This window comes from Pseudomonadota bacterium, assembly GCA_039193195.1.
Taxonomy (GTDB): domain Bacteria; phylum Pseudomonadota; class Gammaproteobacteria; order Steroidobacterales; family JBCBZW01; genus JBCBZW01.
In genome coordinates, this window is sequence record JBCCWS010000040.1 from 1 (window position 1) to 15,560 (window position 15,560).

Here is a 15,560-nt window from a genome sequence, read left to right on the forward strand (position 1 = left end):
ATGTGTTGCGGACGGACGCCCATGCAGACGCTGGTGGATGGTCGCGGCTTGTGGGAGAGCAAAGTCAGTTCGCTGAACTGATCTGACAACTGCACGGCCATCGAGGTCGATAACTGTCAGATCAGGTCGCGACTAGCACAGTTGAGGAGTGCTTGAGCGGTTGCAAAGTCGACAACTGCATCATTTTCCGGCAAAGCAGCCGCGGTAAGTACGGCCTTCACGCGGATGTCTGGGCGGCGATCTGTTTTGCTCGCAAGAGCCACTAGTGCCTTGCCCGATCTGGGATCTCTGTGCTGTCCGAAGTAGTCGACGATCGTCTCCGCCACCTTGCCGTAGACACCCGCACCTAGGGCTGAAAGCAGGATTTCCTTGATTTCGCCAGATGCTGACGCTGACAAAGCACCGTAGAGTTCAGCGTCGCTGAATCCCGAATTCGAGTCAGCTAGGTACTCAGTTCGGTTCGCATAGAGGTCCAATAGAACTTTCTCGGCGCGTTCGTCTCGACCTCCGGCCGCGGAGCGAAGATAAGCCGCTGCTGCTGCCAATCGGACCCGAGGATGCACCTGTGGTTCGACGAGTAGGTTGCCCAGGGGACTCAGTGCCTCTTCGGCGCCGATGTGGCCAACAGCACGCAGGGTCAGGGCCGTGACGTAGCTATCATCATTGGAATCGAAGGAGGCACGACTAGACAGATACTGGAGGAGCGGGCTTGCGGCCTCGCCGGTGCCCAATTCACCGAGTGCGAACACAAATCTGAGGGGAAACTCCTCTCCAGCCGTGAGCCCAAGTCCGATCTGCGGAACGCCCGCAGGCCCAAGGGCAACGAGCCTATCGATGTGTTCACCGTCGTACATCTGAGGCTGATCGATGATCTCTGTGACCCTCGGGTATGCGGGATCGGCCTCGTGTCGTACCAACCACAGCAACGAGAGTCCGCGCATTGCAAGTAGTGCAACATGGGGAATTCTCATTCAGTTCACACTCGCGATTGCAGCTCTTTGGAGACCACTGGGAAGTTACCTTCACCGGTGATTCTGTCCTCGATCAAGTCCAGATAGGAATTGATATTGTCCGCCGTCCTCGAGTGTGTATCGTGGAATAGGATGACCATATCCCGGCTGCGGCCCTGCACTTGCGAACGAACGCCTGACTCAACGGCTGCGGATATCGAAGCAAAGTTTGAGGGGCATGCGAATCGCCGCTGTCCACATCTCAAAGTCTGTGGACGAGGGTCTCCCCACGAACTATGGACATGTCCTTCCCGGAGAAGTAGGGAGGTATGGCTAGAAAGGAAATTAGGCATCACATGACGAGTGCCGTGGAGAAGCCGTTCGTAGAGTGGATGAGGCTGCTGTCGCGGCAACATAGGTGGCGAAAGAACTCGGCACTCACGTTGCTCGGATCTGAAACTGTGTAAACAGGTATAGAATTCGAAGGCTTCGGTGAGGAGAGACGGTGCGCCGTCAGTTCGATGAGTTAGATGGCAGCAACTACGCTGGGAGGCGGGATCGTGGGAACTGCGTGATCTGTGCAAGCGCGTCACCATCACAACGGGAGTCTGCATGTTGCACGTTGCGCGTGCTGCTGCGACGATGACCCTTTGGCACGAGAGCCCTGTTCTAGGGAAGCCTTGGGAACGCGATTGTAGACCTACGGGCGGGAGATGGCTTTCGGGTTCAACCAGGATTGAAACGGGTAGGGCCGCCATCTTCGCAGACGCTGGGCGGTTGAATGACGGATTTCTTCGAGAAGATCGATACGCGGGGGAGTGAGCGGGAGGGTCGCCTCGTGCGACTTGATCGACGCGGGAACGCGGTGCACGACACGCTGGATGACTGGTTTGGTTCGTTCGTCGCCAGCATTGTCCTCGCGCCAGGCGCGGCACTGCTACTGTGGCCGTTGATTGACTCTCTAGCATCCCTGGCACTGGCCTATGCGGGCGGAATGCTATGGGCGGCCGCGGGCTATCGGTCTGTCATGAGTACGTATCGCCTGCAGGTGTTTTCCGCAAGGGACCACGCGGCGGAGAACCGCGCGCTAGCAATGGCGTGTGCTCAATCGCTTGGTTGGAAGCCGCATCGAAACAACCGCGAGGTGATCGCGAGCTACACGCCGAGGTCGCGTGGGACTCGCGAACTTGTCACGATGATTCCAAGGCCGGGGAAGTTGCTGTTCAACGTTCGAATAGCGAGCGAGGGACGCTATGGCAGAGCGCCATTCCAAGGGAAACGGCTTGGTCGCGCCGAGCAGTTGTTCAGGGGTGTATTCGAAGAACACCTGATGGCCTTCGAAGAGAGCGAAGCGTGCGATGCGCAGGGATCATGAGCTCCCCTAATCAGAGGGTTGGGGGCGACGATGGGAAGTGGGCAGAAATTGGGCAGATCGTGCGCCCCTTCGCCGAGAGAGGGTGTTGTTTCGGGATGGGCCCGTACGGCGTAGAGATGAGGGAGCGGTCAGGCAGTCTTCGATTCAAGCGCCATGGAGAACCGCTAGGTGTGCTTCTGGACGTGGAGATCCCCTCAGTACGATCCTGTGGGATATGGCGGACAACTTCCGTTTGGCTCCGCACCGCAGGAGCGATCCCGCCGCTGCTGGGTGTGACGGGCATCTAGTGTGCCGTCCCAGAAGTTCGTTGAAAAATACGCGGATACTTTTCGCCCCCGGGGTACGTTGCTCCTCCTCCCGTGGGGCCTGCCACGCTCGTCGTCGCGCGGCACCCAGGAACGAAGAGCCCCGTGCGTATTTTTCAACGAACTTCTGGGACAGCACACTACTAGTTATGCTGGATGGGAAAGTTGGCACCGCCCTCCCTTCCGGGTTGCTCGAGCGGCCCATGTCCGGCGCGCTCACCCTTGACGTTAGGCAGCACATGAAGGAGGTTAGGGAGATGCCTACCGAGGCGTTTGCGCTATTAGCAGCTGCAGTGGCCAAGTTGTCGCCAGCTGTACCGGGGCGAGTCTCAACGAGCACCTCGGTGGTAGTGATCACGTATTCGTCGCTCTCGTTACCGATGTGCAGCTAGCGTCGCACGGGGTGGCATGGTACGCCGAGCAGCGTGCGAATTACTCAGTCGCTAGAGCGTACAAAGGGGACCCGCAGCTTGTGGGATCACTTGTGGCGAAGTCCAATTACCTGCCGTCGATTCCCTCCGATGCCCCGGAACTGGACGAGGAAGGTCGGAAGAGCGCCGTGAGGCAGGAGAGCTCCACGCGGACGGGTGTCGGGTACTTCGCCGGCTTTCAGCTAGGCGCTTACTACCTGGTCGGTTGCCAACACAGGGACACGCCCGAGTATGTCCCATGCGAGTACTCCGTGCGGCGCTGGTCGAAGCGGCGTACAGCTCGCTTGAGCGCATGTTTGGGCACCCCAGTCGCGGCGTCCCGTAGGAACCCTCAGGGCGGGCCAACGGCGATGTGCGCCGTCATGCAGATGCGACTTCTGGGGGCATCGAGGCTGATCCACTGTGCGCTCTGTAGCAGCAGTGAACTGAACCTATCGAGATGACATCTTCGGCACGTACCAACGAGAGCGTTGCGCGATACGCGATCGAGGCAGTACTCATCGTCTTTAGTGTGCTACTGGCTCTGTTCCTCGACAGCGTGTTGGAGCAGCGACGGGATGCGCACATGGTCGATGAGCTCATCAGCCATATTGCTGACGAGATGACCAGGAACCTCGCAGTCGTTGACGAATGGTTGCCCTATCATCGAACGGTGATCGAGGCGATAGATGGGCACTTGGCCTCGGACGAGCTCATGCAGAGCTTGCTGACTGCGGATGGCATCGCCATGGACGGTTGATGGAGAGGGGGCTGATACAAGACTTCTACAGCGAGTCGTCTTGGCGGCTGGCTCAGCAAAGCTCTGTGTCGTCGCATATCGACTTCGAAGTTTCCTATGTGATCTCGCAAGCCTACCTATCACAGACAAATGTCAATGTAACGCTTAGGCGTCTATCGGATTTCTTTTTCTCGCGCGATGCGCAAGATCCAGATCAGCTGATTGGTTCGATGCGAATCCTCCGGAGTCTCCTGCAAGAGTTGTCCGGGCAGCAAGCCGTTCTTCAGCACAACTGTCGGGAGGCGCTAGAGTCCGTTGGCGAGTGAACTCGAGTCCAGGGTAGCGTGCGGGGGTTGAATCGCTGCTGACAGCGCGTTGGACGCCGTGACCCCGGCATCAATCCTCTCAGGGTCTTGCTTTTCCATGGATACACAGAGTTGTTTCAAGTCTGGACCAGGTGGCGGGCAGCAGAGGTGAATCGGGCGGGACTAAGGGCTCGTGCTGACTTGACGATCCTGCCTGCGCTGGGTGCGTGTCGGAGCGAGCTTGGTCTATGCCTCTGCGGTCGCGATCCGGGTGCGCTGTGAGCCGGCGCCGAGTAGCGCAGCGTCGAAGCCCGCCGGGCACAGCTCGGCGAGCTCACCGGGCCAGGGGGTCCGCAGCAAGCTTGCTACTGATCGGTCTCTTGGTGTGCTCGCGCGCAAATCGAGGGCTCAGCGGGGCAGCAACTGAGCTAATATGATAGGCCATATCGAGAGTTGACAGGGAGCGTGTTCCACTCCAGAACAGGCGGCTTGGGCGAGATCCACGACGTGGGTGAGTTGCTGCTCATCGATACCGGCTTGGAGGATGTTGGGCTAGAGACGATCCCCTTCGAACCGCTGGCATTCGCGACCTCTCTCGTCACTACTCGATAGGCCGTAGCGCAGCTCTGGGCGGAAGTCGCGGCGTGGTGGCAGGAACGGACCGACGCGTCGGTGAGGTTGACGCTCCTGTCGGATGCGCTGGGCCTTGTCCGCGAACAGGAGCGCGCGCGACTGAGGGGGGCATTTGATGATGGCTGGGCACGTAGCGGCGCATTCGTGGCGCTCGAGCGCGGGAATTCGCAGGCGCAGAGCAAAGCCGTAGGCCTGGTGCGTGCGAACTCTCTCTTGGGCGGCGGATGGGCACCGTGAGGCGGGGAACCATCTCGCGAACATGGCTCAAATGAGGCAGCCGGCTGGCGTCGCAGGCTACGGGTCGGCGATCGAAGAGTTTACGACTGCCAGCCAACGACTGCGGTTCGAAGAGGTCTGTTCAGCGTTCTTGCCCTATCTGCCCAGAGCAGGCGCTGCAGTGCTGGATGCGGGGTCCGGCGTCGGACAGAATGCTGCCTGGCTGTCGAGGATGGGGTACAGGGTGGACGCCGTAGAGCCGTTCGCACCGTTCCGGAGAGCTGCGGTCGAGGTCTATGGCCGTCACGGCGTCCGCTGGATCATGGACAGTCTTCCGTACCTCGAGAGTTTGGGCACTGTCGGCGACCGCTACTCCTTCATCCTAGTCGAGGGGGTTTGGCACCACCTGGATCCGTCCGAGCGAATTGCAGGGCTAGAGCGTCTTGGTGCGCTGCTGCAGGCGCGTGGAGTTCTTTGCGTATCCCTGCGCCATGGCCCTCCTGGAGTAGGGACGAGGGTGTTTCCAACGGACGCCGATGAGACGATCGAGGCCTCGAAAGCCTTTGGATTCAGGTCCGTCGCCGTCCAAAGGCGAGCGCCGAGTGTCATTCCAGGCAAGACGAATGTGACTTGGTCTCGCGTCACGCTGCAACTCAAGTCCTCGCGCTAGCGGCCACCACACGGGTCGCACGTCCCCCGGTGTGAACTTGGGGGGTACCGTATCGCATTTGAGGACGCGGATATCGAGTTGGCTAGGCAATTTGACTGTGGCCCGCCTAGGTCACCATCCGCAGTCCCTTCGCCGATCAATTGGCCGGCTGGTAGAGTGGTGGAACGCCGCTCCCGCATGTACCGTTCTGGAATCGGGCACCGTAGGCACGCCCCGCGCTGCGCGAACGCGCGGTGGCGAAGGTCCACGCGACAGCGAAACGCCCCTTTCAGTGCGCCGCCGTGTACGCCGCTACACGAACGATGCTGCGACGAGAGCATTCCTGGAGAGAGAGCGACTGCGCATGGCGCCGGGACAGCGCAAAAAGTCAGGCGCCAAGTACCGCCTAAGCCGGTGGCGAGAGGAGCAGCTCGCTGCGGGCGCGACCTTGACCTACGGACAGTTGGCGCGCAAGTTACACAGAGCTCTGCCAGATCGAGGGGTCCTTTGCGCAGGCGAGATCGGGTCGCTACATCAGTTTTCTGTCTGCGTTCATGAAGGACCAGACGGGTGTGTCGAGAGGCGACGCAATCGCTGCCTGGTACGAGCTAAAGCAGATGGACGCTGAGAAGACCTACGAGGCGTGGAAACACGCCAAGTCTGGTCGTGACCGAGGTGCCTAATGGGCCGCTTGGTAAGTAAGGTAACGCTCAGTCAGCGTAGGGGCAGCGTCAGCAAGGCGCGTCGCGCAGCCAATGGCATCGCCATTAGCAAGCGATGCAACGCCGCGATGGCGCCCGTGCTACTCGCTGAGCGTCACCTTATTTGCCAAGCGGCCCACTAGACGCCTGGCTATCGTATTTACTAGCTCTTCAACGAGATAGGCTCAAGCGATGGGCATCCATATACGGCCAGCCAACGAGAACGACGCGCAAGAGGTCCTGCGCCTGTATGGCGAGTTCACACGCTACCTCCGAGATCTAGATGAAGAGGTTCAAGGCCGTTTGACGGTGGACAGTTTCATGCGCGATGGATTCCGGCCAGGGGCGGCGTTTGCAACCCTAGTGGCAGACGCTCCGTCGGAAGCACTGGTTGGCTACCTCATTCACACCATCGGATACGATGCAGAACAGGCTGAGCGAACCTTGCAGGTGGTCGATCTCTACGTAGCCAGTAGCCGTCGCAAGCGAGGCATCGGGTCGCAGTTGATGAGCGCGGCGGGCGAGGTGGCGAGTGCACTCGGCGCTGCGCGAGCGTACTGGACGGTAGCGCGCAGCAATGCGCAAGCGCAAGGGTTTTTCCGGCGCTTCGGTGCCGACGCTGTCGACGTAACGTATATGGTGTGGGAGTCCTAGTGCGTTGAGGCGGGCAATACCACCGAGACTGTCGATGACCCAGCCGCTTGGACGAGGGGCTCCTAGCGGCGCAGAGGAGCGGCAGATCCGCCTATGTTTGTGCTGGGATTCGCTGACCAAGTGCCTTCTGGTAGCCGCGAGCTGGCAGCCGGTCGGTGTAGTGCGAAGGTGCCTGGCGTGCGGTGTCGATATGTGATGGCGGGAGAGCTGCTGAGCAAGGTCGTTGCGCTGGCGCTCACCGGCCTTGGCGTGTTCGCGGTCGGCTTTCTGGCAATGCAGAGGCATGTGCTGTTCCCTGCTCCGCAGTGGGGCGGTCCCACGCTTCTTGGGTTGGGGGTGGAGGAGATTGCCGTCGATATCGGCGGGGCCTTCCTCGCCCTCCCTGAGCGCGGTCCGCTACCAGCGCCCCTAATCGTCTACGCCCACGGAAACGCCGAGCTTGCGATATGGTCGTTGGAGAGGCTTGCAGCGTATCGTGCACTCGGCTTTGCCGTGCTGCTGCTCGAGTATCCCGGCTACGGCGGCACGGCGGGTTCGCCGAGCTCGGCGTCGATAGAGGCGTCGGCGCTACAAGCGTTTGATGCTGTGATAACGCGGCAGGACATCAGCGAGGGTCGCGTGATCGCCTACGGCCGCTCCATCGGCACTGGAATCGCGTCTGTTCTGGCCCGCGAGCGGCGCGTTGCGGCACTCGTTTTAGAGGCTCCATTCCTCTCCCTGAGACGGCTCGTCTCCTCCAAGGGGTTTCCGGGCTTCTTGCTGCTGGATCGCTTTGACAACGCCGCGATCGTTAGTACGTTGGGCATTCCGGTGCTGATCTACCACGGCACTGAGGACGCCGTCATTCCCCATGCGCATGGGCAGAGGCTGGCGGACATGGCTCGCCACGGCCACCTGATCTCGCCTCGGTGTGGTCACAATGACTGTCCCAGCCCCGTCACGCAGGTGATGGCGTTTCTTAGTCGCAATGGGCTCGCATCCGAGTTGTGATCAGGGCCAGCGGGTGAGCGCCAGGAGGTCTACGTTGCCCGCGAAAGCGTCGAATTGCGACGGGCATGGAATGGTCTTCGGTTTGGGCGCAGCGGATCGTGGCATTCTGTTGGGAGAGTTAACCCAGCGACGCTCGCGCGGACGTTGTATCGCATGTGGATCGGACACGCGGAGGCTTGATGGAGACTCGTTCCTTTGCTCTGGGCGTATTGGTGGGGGCCGTGGCGTGTGCCGGGATCCTCAGGCTAGGTGGCCCTTCCGTGGTCGAGCGCGATGGCGCGACTCTCGCGCAACGTCCTGCGGCGATGGTCGACGCGGACGCCGCTCCGGCGATCATGCCGCTCGCGACGCCCGCTGGCGAGCCTGAGCAGGCTGTCGTGGGAGGAGAATCGCGGACGCCTGGCTCCGCGGCGGATCCAGAGCAAGTTGCAGCCTTAGCGCCGGGGGTCGACCCGCCGCCTATGTTGGCGTCCGCCGAGCGGATCGTGGTGGCGCAATCCCATCGTTCGCTGGTGAGGGAGGGGGCGGAACCCGATCCTAGCGGAGCTACACCGTCCGAACGCCATGCGGCGCTCGAGACCGAGCGTCGCGAGGATGCTTGGGCGCCGTTCATGGAACAAGCGGTGCAGCAGTTCCTGGCTGGGCATCCCAAGGCGCTCGGCTTCGACGTGCTTACAGTGGTCTGTCGGTCGGCGACGTGCGAGATTCAAGCCATGGGCGGCGTCGAGGGCGCGGGACCGACGTGGTCGAGTATCCTCTTCGACATGCGAACTGAGCCGTGGTTCGAGTTCGAGGAATCGGCTTCCTGGTCCACCAGCGTTGAGGGCGGGCTCGCCTTGGTCTCGTTCTTGGGTAGCAAGTGAGTGCTAGCGAGCGCGCGTCAAATCGTGCCTTGTCGGGACGGATGCTACTGGGCGTTAGGCATCCGTGATACTTTGGCGGCTAAACCCCTGTGTGCTTACTGAGATTCGGACCGAAGGAGATCGATATGAAATGGCTTGTAGCGCTCCTATCGTGCGTCACGTGCACGCCTGCGTTCACTGCGACGGAAACGGCGAGTGGCCCGGGGTATACAGTGCGCAACTTTTTCACCAGCGCGCTCGAAGATACGTTGCCGGTAGACCGCGTCGACATCGTGCAAGCGGGCGCTCAGGTGGTGATGTACACAACTTACGCGAGCTTGCCCGACGAGGAGCAGACCCACGTTGGTAAGCTGTTCGATGCGTATGGGACGCTCGTCCATACGTACGAGCATACCTTCGATCCCTGCGGTGGTACGAAGAGAGTGTGGCAGTGGTTCACCCCGCCCGTGACGGCACCCACCGGAATGTGGACCTTCGAGGTGTGGCTGAACGGCGAGAAGGTGTTGGCGAACGCCATCTTCGTTGGCGGTGCCTTGCCAAGCAAGGAAGCGCCGGCTGAAGAGGTCCGGAAGGGGGAGCTTTGACGCCCAACGTTCGAGGTCAGGGCGGGAGGTCTGATCGCGATGGCTCGAATTGAAGCGAGCGATCAACAGGGCGTGGAGGACGGGGATGAAGCTAGCTTGTGTCAATGCATCTATTGCGCCTTCAAACGGGGACTAGAGCGATAGCCTGCCAATGAACCAAAGAACTCATCGTGGGGGGTACCGATCGGTTGTGATAGCGCGGGAATGCTCGGACGTCTTCGGCGGCGACACTAGAGGCGGTGCTTCCCTCGGGTCCGCACTGAACGGGGCACGGTTCCCCCAAGCTCATGGAGGTTGACGTGTTTCGGCACATCTTACGGCTTCCGACGCTGCTGATCGTTTGGGGGCTGGTCGGCGCCGCGGCGGCGGGCGAGGCCAAGATCTATCGGTGCAACTACGACGTCGTGCTCGAGCTTGGTGGGGAGTCCCATTCGGTGCATCATCAGGACAGTGTCCGCAACGGTAGCTACATTCCGATCCGGCTGCGGGGAGTCGAGCTGCAGATCCGGCTCACGGAGCACTCGGCGAAGGCAGTGAGTGCTACGGTGTCAGTGGTCGAAATCGGGACTTCAGGAGGGCAGGGGCAGACCCTTGCGGAGCATGAGTTCCTCGTACAGTTGGGGGTGCCAGTTCGTGAGGCTTGGACCGAGGGTGATCTTTCGGTGGATTCCGCGCTCGTAGTATCCCGGCTGCAGCGATGAGCGTGCGGACACTAGGCGAAGCGCTGCGTAGCCAGGTCGGCGCTGATCGCGCGCTTGGGCCCAGGGGTGAGTGGTACGCGTCTTCGGCCCCCAATACCCTCCGTCGCCGGGACCCCGCTTCAGCGCCGCGTACAGCATGAGACCATCAGGCGTCTGATGAGTGGGATGGGCGCGTAGATGGTCAGCCGCTACTACGATGGCGTCGCCGCCGTCTACACCCGTTACCGCGAACCTGATCCGCGACTTGCGGCGCGGTTGGACCAGCCACTTGCCGGCAGTCGTCGCGTGCTGAACGTCGGCGCCGGCACAGGGTCTTACGAGCCTTCGAAGCAGGACGTGATTGCTGTGGATGCATCGTTCGAGATGCTGAGGAGTCGGGGCGCGGGCGCAGCAGTCCATGCACGGGCGGAGGCACTGCCGTTCGAGTCAGATGAGTTCGATGCGGCCCTCGCAGTGCTAACAGTGCACCACTGGGACGACCCGTTGGCGGGGCTTGCGGAAATGCGGCGTGTGACGCGTGGCGCGGTGGTCGTGTTGACGTGGGACCCCGAGCACGCCGGCTTTTGGCTGGTGCAAGACTACTTACCCGAGATTCTGAGGATCGACCGTCAGATCTTTCCACCGCTCGATGTCTTCCGTGCGGCGCTTGGCGCGGTAGAGGTGACGCCGGTGGAGATTCCCTCAGACTGTACAGACGGATTTCTGGGAGCCTACTGGAAGAGGCCCTCGGCCTACCTTGACGAGCGCGTTCGCTCAGCGATCTCCACCTTCGACAAGATCGATTGCACCGCGGGCCTGCTCAAATTGCAGCAAGAGTTGGATGCCGGTACCTGGGCGCGCAGGAACCGTGCCCAGGCGAATCTTATTGAATTGGATTTGGGCTACCGCTTAGTGGTCTGCGCATGAAGGCGAGCCGCGGGGCTCGGATCCGATGTGCAGCGCCTGACTAGGGAATGGAGAGCGCCATGCAAGCTATCGATGCGTTTGGACGCGTGCTGACCGTCGAGCGGCGCGCTAGCCCGATCGCCATGGGCTGGTGGATAGGGAAGACTGAACGACGTGCTATACGCTGGTTGGCGGAGAACTTGCGACGGGCGATAGCGCTGGCGGGTGGGGGTTTCGGTGCGGCCCTGCTCGGGTGCGCCCAGGCGTTTGCGAATTCAGGCCAGGCGGCAGAAGAAGACTGCGTCTTCGGTGTTCCGCATCCCGTCGTGAACACCACCCTTAGCGTCGTGCGCCAGTACCAGCTAGCCCGCCCGGCGCCCTACACGGTGGCCGAGCGGGTGTGGCTTCGAAGCGGGGAGCGGGTGCTCATCTCCCAGTCTGGCTGTGCGCCAGCCACCATCACCTACGCATTCGAACTCGAGCGTGTCCCGACGGGGACGCTTGCCGGACTAGCGCTCGAGCGCCTGGCGCGCCTGGCGGAGGTGGTGCCGGTGGGCGTCAGCGAGCTGGTCGAGGCGTTAGCACCACGCGTGTCCTCGACGCCGCAGGCAATCGCCTTCGAGCTTGTACCGGGGCTCGAGCGTGTGAGCCTGTCGTTGGCGCAGGCCAACAACGGGTCACAGCTAATCGTTGCCTATGAGATATCACTCTAGGCGTGTGGATTCGGTCGCTCAGCCCACTTTCCGATAGATTTCGGTGCGCACTTTCGACGGCTCAACACGCTCGGGGTCGTCCACGTATATCTCCCAGATCGGCATTGCGCACGCGATACCCTCCGCCTCCATCAGTTGCCAGAGTGCCTTGTGGGTCTCGTTCATGCAGTCGTAGGGGCCCACGTGGATAGTGGTCATCACATCGCCCGCGGGCAGCGTGGCAGCGTTGACGTTACCGCTCGCCTTCGCCGCATCTTCGGCCGTGACAAGAAAACCGCTCCTGAAGCGTAAGATACGAGGGTCCATTTCGAGGTAGACGGTCATCGGCATCGAGATCGGCGCGATGCCGTGCTGCGCGTTGAACGTGAACACCTCCCCGAAGGCCGAGCCCATCGCCTCGCCGATCTTCGGGCCGTACTCACACTGGCGATCCACGTAAAGGTAGTGTTGCTCTTGCAGGATCTTGCGTTCGACATCCATGACCGTTCTCCATGTAGTCGGGGGTACCGAAGGCGCGGATCTTGTCGCGCCGCAGCGGACACCTCGTCGAAGGGCAAGCCATCTCGCCACATGGCCTACCATATTACCCTACGATGCACGGGGTGGGTAAGGGAGAGTTGAGAATGGATATGTTAGGTGACGTATGATCGCGATGAGTGAGAACCCCCACACAGGATCCTGCACCTGTGGCGACTGCTCGGTGAGCATCGTGCTGCCCGAGCCCCTGTCCAGCTATACGCCACGCGCCTGCGATTGCGGTTTCTGCGTGCCCCGGGGAGTGGCCTATCTTTCGGCACCGCAGGCGAGGATCTCGCTGCGCAGCGTGAGCGGCTGGCGCCGGGATCAGCAGGGGTCGAGGCAGGCCTTTTTCCTGTCTTGTACCCTCTGCGGTGAGCTGCTGGCAGTGGTGGCGGAGCTCGAGGATGGCTGGCGCGGCGCGGTCAATGCGCGGCAGCTCGAGGATCGTGAGTTACTCCGCGAGGCCCAGCCTGCCTCGCCGAAGGGTCTCGATGGCTCGGGAAAGCGGGCGCGCTGGGGGAGTCTGTGGGGCAGGGTGGAGATGGAGGCGGTCCTCGACAGGTTGGAGCAACGCGGTTGACCTGGGTTGCTGCGATCGTGCACACGCATGGCCTTGCTGCGCCCGGAAGTCGCCGCTGCCCCTTGGGACATGGACCTGACTGTCCACGTGGAGAACCATCGGTAAGCGCGCCGCCATCGAGACACTCGGCGAGATCGCGCCGGTCCGCGCCGCGCGGTGCAACGTCGGCAGTGATTAATGGGCTGAGGCCTACCACTGCGTACCACATCGCCTTGGCAGCCGTGTGTCATGGCCACGAGTGGTAGCATGAGCCTGCCGGAGAGGGCCCGGCGATCAGCACACCACGAAGCGAGCGATGACTCCGTCTGCGGACCCAGGTTTTCATCTCATCTTGCGTATCGACGAGCCGCAGCTGAGCGATGCAACGCGTACTATCCTGCAGGCCCTTCGGCCAGTGGGTGTGCACTTCGGCCGCGACGCCTTTCTCCACAACGAGCCGTACGCCGTTTGGCTAGCTGCGTTCGGTGAGCTGCGCGATGCGATACGAGCAGCCACGGGTCGAGAGCGACTCATCTGGGCCCTCGATCACGAGGGCGGACGCGTGCATCGTCTGCCGGCGCCCATCGCTCACTTCCCTTATCCCCTGAACTGGCGCGAGCGTGCCCCAGAGGTGGGCAAGGCGGTGGGCGTCGCATTGCATTCCTTGGGCATGAACGTGGTGTTTGGCCCTTGCCTAGATGTGTTCGCTGAGCCGCAGAACGAGGTGATCGGACCGCGTGCCTTCGGGCGTGATGCGCAGGAGGTTGTTCGCTACGCCCTGCCGTACGTACGCGGCGTGCAGTCCGAGGGGGTGGCGAGCGTCGGCAAGCACTACCCAGGTCATGGTCGCACCCTGCTCGACTCGCACTTCGCTCTGCCGAGCCTCGACGACCCCCTAGAGACCCTGCGTGTCACAGACCTGGCGCCCTTCGAGGCGGCGATGGGCAGTGCTGAATTGGGTGCCATCATGAGCGCTCATATCCTCTTTCCGGCAATCGATGGGCAATGGCCTGCGTCACTGTCCAACGCCCTCTGCGGAGACTTCCTGCGCGACACGATGGGTTTCGAGGGTGTCGTCATCGCTGATGATTTCGACATGAAGGCAGTAGCCGATCGCTACTCACTCGAGGCACTGGCCGCACGGACGCTTGCTGCTCCTGCGGACATGGTGATCTTCAACCATCACTATGGGCGCGCCTTCGAGTGGTCCGAGGCGATCAGGAATTTGGTGGCTGAGGATGAACAGGCCGCAGCCCGTCTGGCGGCGGGGCGCGCGCGTGTGGTGCGCTGGCTCAATCGCCTCAGGCATCCATCGCCATCCCCCTTGGAGGCCTGCACCTTGCGATCTCATCAGGCGCTGGCCGACGCACTCCCTCAGAAGCACACGATCGAGGTCGAGGAGTTCACGGGTGAGTGAGCACGATGCCGCCTCGCACGAGGAGCCGACGATCACCGTTGGACTTTTGGACGATGAACCCGAGATCCGCTTTTCCTTGAGTTGCCCCTACGCCGTGCAGAGCCAGCTGGCAGTATCGCTTAGTGAAGGCATTTACTCGGTGAAGCGTCGCGACGATACGCTGCAGCTGACCGGCGATGGGCGCGTGCTGGAGGCACAGGAGTTCACGCTGATACCTACGCGCGACGACGGCGAGTTTCGCTTGACCACCGAGATTGGCAAGGGCTTCCACTGGGCGGAGTACGAGGAACAGGCGTTTCCCGCCGAGTTGCAGCTCATAGCCGCCAGAGCCGGACGGGGTGTGACGGCGATCAATCGCCTGCCCATGGAGCGCTATCTGACGTCGGTTATTTGCTCGGAGATGTCCTCCAGCTCACCGCGCTCCCTACTGGAGGCGCATGCCGTGGTATCGCGAAGTTGGCTGTTGGCGCGCAGGGTAGCGAAGTCTCGCCTGTCCGCTGCTGAGATACAGGACGCCGTGGAAGCGAGGGCCACGGTGGGGAATGAGGACGCCACCACCGTAATGCGGTGGTACGACAGCATCGCGCACGCCGACTTCGATGTTTGCGCGGAGGATCATTGCCAGCGCTACCATGGCACTCTGCGCGTCGCCAATCCAGCGGCCGAGCAGGCCATCGCGGCCACCCGTGGACTTGTGCTGATGCACGATGCGCAGGTGTGCGAGACCGTGTACTCAAAGTGCTGCGGAGGCCGGTCGGAGGATGCCCGGGTGGCCTGGAGCGATGCGCACATACCCTATCTGATGCCGGTCGATGACCAGGCCCGAGATGCGCGGCCACTCGCCCACGATCTGACGCGGGAGGCTGACTTTCGTGCGTACCTCGACGACGACCCACCCTCCTTTTGCAACTGCAAAGACGAGGAGGTGTTGGCGCTCGTGTTGCCACCGAGGGATCAGCGTACGCGCCACTTCTACCGCTGGACCGAGCGCCTAAGCCCTAAAATAGCTGGGGAGCTAGTGCGCCAGAAGCTCGGTCATGATCTCGGACCGGTGCGAGCGATTGAGCCCGTGCGTCGCGGCGCCTCAGGCAGGTTGCAGTGCGTGCGTCTCGTCGGGGAACGGGCTACTCTGACGGTTGGCAAGGAGCTTGAGATTCGTCGTGCGCTCTCACCATCGCATCTATACAGCTCCGCATTTGCGGTGGATCTGGAGGGGCCAGCGGAACGTCCTGACGCCCTGGTGTTGCGTGGGGCCGGTTGGGGTCACGGCGTGGGGCTCTGTCAGGTCGGCGCGGCGGTCATGGCCTACCGAGGCTACGCTTACGAGAGCATTCTCGATCACTACTACCCTCATACCACGCTGGCGTCGGTGTATGCCTGAGCAGGGGACTA

Annotated in this window: 15 protein-coding genes; 13 read left to right on the forward strand and 2 right to left on the reverse strand. The window is 61.9% G+C overall.

Annotation, left to right across the window (positions count from 1 at the left end; all coding sequences use genetic code 11):
• Window positions 1–116: 116 nt before the first annotated feature.
• Complete coding sequence (locus tag AAGA68_21645) at window positions 117–971, reverse strand: hypothetical protein (GenBank protein MEM9387673.1); 855 nt, start codon at window positions 969–971, stop codon at window positions 117–119.
• A gap of 760 nt (window positions 972–1,731) precedes the next feature.
• Between AAGA68_21645 and AAGA68_21650 the strand changes: the two genes are divergently transcribed.
• The 10 genes from AAGA68_21650 to AAGA68_21695 all read left to right on the forward strand — a co-directional run bounded on the left by AAGA68_21650 (window position 1,732) and on the right by AAGA68_21695 (window position 11,673).
• Window positions 1,732–2,325 (forward strand): hypothetical protein, encoded by a 594-nt coding sequence (locus AAGA68_21650; protein MEM9387674.1) that lies wholly within the window; start codon window positions 1,732–1,734, stop codon window positions 2,323–2,325.
• A 1,175-nt stretch (window positions 2,326–3,500) separates the two neighbouring features.
• Window positions 3,501–3,800 (forward strand): hypothetical protein, encoded by a 300-nt coding sequence (locus tag AAGA68_21655; GenBank protein ID MEM9387675.1) that lies wholly within the window; start codon window positions 3,501–3,503, stop codon window positions 3,798–3,800.
• 749 nt (window positions 3,801–4,549) lie between these two features.
• Complete coding sequence (locus AAGA68_21660; protein ID MEM9387676.1) at window positions 4,550–4,696, forward strand: hypothetical protein; 147 nt, start codon at window positions 4,550–4,552, stop codon at window positions 4,694–4,696.
• A 1,779-nt stretch (window positions 4,697–6,475) separates the two neighbouring features.
• Window positions 6,476–6,937, forward strand: coding sequence for a GNAT family N-acetyltransferase (locus AAGA68_21665; GenBank protein MEM9387677.1), 462 nt, complete (start codon window positions 6,476–6,478; stop codon window positions 6,935–6,937).
• Window positions 6,938–7,114: 177 nt separating this feature from the next.
• A complete protein-coding gene (locus AAGA68_21670; protein MEM9387678.1) occupies window positions 7,115–7,927 on the forward strand; it encodes an alpha/beta hydrolase in 813 nt (270 codons plus the stop codon).
• Window positions 7,928–8,106: 179 nt separating this feature from the next.
• Complete coding sequence (locus AAGA68_21675) at window positions 8,107–8,790, forward strand: hypothetical protein (protein ID MEM9387679.1); 684 nt, start codon at window positions 8,107–8,109, stop codon at window positions 8,788–8,790.
• A 125-nt stretch (window positions 8,791–8,915) separates the two neighbouring features.
• Window positions 8,916–9,374, forward strand: coding sequence for a hypothetical protein (locus tag AAGA68_21680; GenBank protein ID MEM9387680.1), 459 nt, complete (start codon window positions 8,916–8,918; stop codon window positions 9,372–9,374).
• 299 nt (window positions 9,375–9,673) lie between these two features.
• On the forward strand, window positions 9,674–10,075 hold the full coding sequence (locus AAGA68_21685; protein ID MEM9387681.1) for a hypothetical protein: 402 nt from the start codon (window positions 9,674–9,676) through the stop codon (window positions 10,073–10,075).
• 177 nt (window positions 10,076–10,252) lie between these two features.
• The gene (locus tag AAGA68_21690) at window positions 10,253–10,981 is read left to right on the forward strand and encodes a class I SAM-dependent methyltransferase (GenBank protein ID MEM9387682.1); all 729 of its coding nucleotides are present in this window, start codon (window positions 10,253–10,255) and stop codon (window positions 10,979–10,981) included.
• Between the two features lie 59 nt (window positions 10,982–11,040).
• Window positions 11,041–11,673 carry a hypothetical protein gene (locus AAGA68_21695; protein ID MEM9387683.1) on the forward strand — a complete coding sequence of 211 codons (633 nt, stop codon included), beginning with the start codon at window positions 11,041–11,043 and terminating at the stop codon, window positions 11,671–11,673.
• Between the two features lie 18 nt (window positions 11,674–11,691).
• On the opposite strand, the gene AAGA68_21700 is transcribed toward AAGA68_21695, so the two are convergent.
• Complete coding sequence (locus AAGA68_21700) at window positions 11,692–12,153, reverse strand: GyrI-like domain-containing protein (GenBank protein MEM9387684.1); 462 nt, start codon at window positions 12,151–12,153, stop codon at window positions 11,692–11,694.
• Between the two features lie 172 nt (window positions 12,154–12,325).
• On the opposite strand from AAGA68_21700, the gene AAGA68_21705 reads away from it, so the two are divergent.
• The 3 genes from AAGA68_21705 (at window position 12,326) to AAGA68_21715 (ending at window position 15,549) form a co-directional block, all read left to right on the forward strand.
• Window positions 12,326–12,772: an aldehyde-activating protein gene (locus AAGA68_21705; GenBank protein ID MEM9387685.1), complete on the forward strand. Its 447-nt coding sequence runs from the start codon at window positions 12,326–12,328 to the stop codon at window positions 12,770–12,772.
• Between the two features lie 295 nt (window positions 12,773–13,067).
• On the forward strand, window positions 13,068–14,168 hold the full coding sequence (locus AAGA68_21710; protein MEM9387686.1) for a glycoside hydrolase family 3 N-terminal domain-containing protein: 1,101 nt from the start codon (window positions 13,068–13,070) through the stop codon (window positions 14,166–14,168).
• Entirely contained in the window at window positions 14,161–15,549 is a 1,389-nt protein-coding gene (locus AAGA68_21715; GenBank protein ID MEM9387687.1) for a SpoIID/LytB domain-containing protein, read from the forward strand. Before AAGA68_21710 ends, AAGA68_21715 begins: the two co-directional genes overlap by 8 nt.
• Window positions 15,550–15,560: the final 11 nt, after the last annotated feature.